The sequence below is a fragment of the Synechococcus sp. R55.2 genome (genome assembly GCF_047462075.1).
Lineage (GTDB): Bacteria > Cyanobacteriota > Cyanobacteriia > Thermostichales > Thermostichaceae > Thermostichus.
Genome location: NZ_JANSIH010000183.1, coordinates 1 through 792 on the forward strand (window position 1 = coordinate 1; position 792 = coordinate 792).

Below are 792 nucleotides of genomic sequence, written 5' to 3' on the forward strand. Positions count from 1 at the left end.
AAATGCTGTTGCCAATGCGCTGGAACTCTTTACTGCTTTTGTCGGCAAAGTGCAATACCCAAGGAAGCCTACAGGCTTGAAAACCACTGGCGGGATGAAGCTGGGAGAGATGGTAAGTTTGTATAGCCAGAACTTCCAAAGGAGTGTTGCCGTGTTCATGGACAACTCGCAGCGGTCTTGCGCTGCCAATTGGCACCGAGGACTTCTTAATGGGCTGGCTTGTTACGAGCATAAATGACCTTCGTTCATGGTCAAAAATGACAGTGCCCATTGCAGCGTCTCTATAGCTTCCTTTTTCCTCTCTTCCCATTCTGACTGTGCCACTTTTGCGCACTCCGACAATATCTACAGCAATTCCTTTTTTCTCCAGTTCCTCGATCGTCTTGTCAAACTCACCTCTTTGAACTAGGCCATCTCTCATCAGGAGAACCTTTTTAGGATAGCGCTTCAATTTTTTGTAGAACCCGTTGACAAGCTTGGACACAGTTTGATAAATTGCCTCGCCAGAAAAGGTTTCTCCCGTTTGTACATCAGGCAGCTCCCATCCTAAGCTCTGACCATTAGCTAGCACAGCAAAAGCGGCAGCTCCATAATAAAGTTGTCGGTTAGTTCCCACATCAAAGCCAATAGTTAGCTCAGAGCATTCAGGATGGTCGAGAGGTTCAAGCAATACGGGTTGCCACGCTGCTTTGCATAAAAGACCTAGGACAACATTGATGGCTTTGTACTTGCAGGAGTCAGCTTCAGGAGTCATAAACTGGGTTGCTATCCCTGTACGTAGGGCCTGGGTGC

At 47.5% G+C, this 792-nt stretch carries 1 protein-coding gene; it reads right to left on the reverse strand.

What is annotated here, in order from left to right; all coding sequences use genetic code 11:
- Nucleotides 1–754: Piwi domain-containing protein (locus tag NW838_RS06450; RefSeq protein ID WP_414427726.1), on the reverse strand; the 754-nt coding region annotated here is incomplete at its 3' end.
- Nucleotides 755–792: the final 38 nt, after the last annotated feature.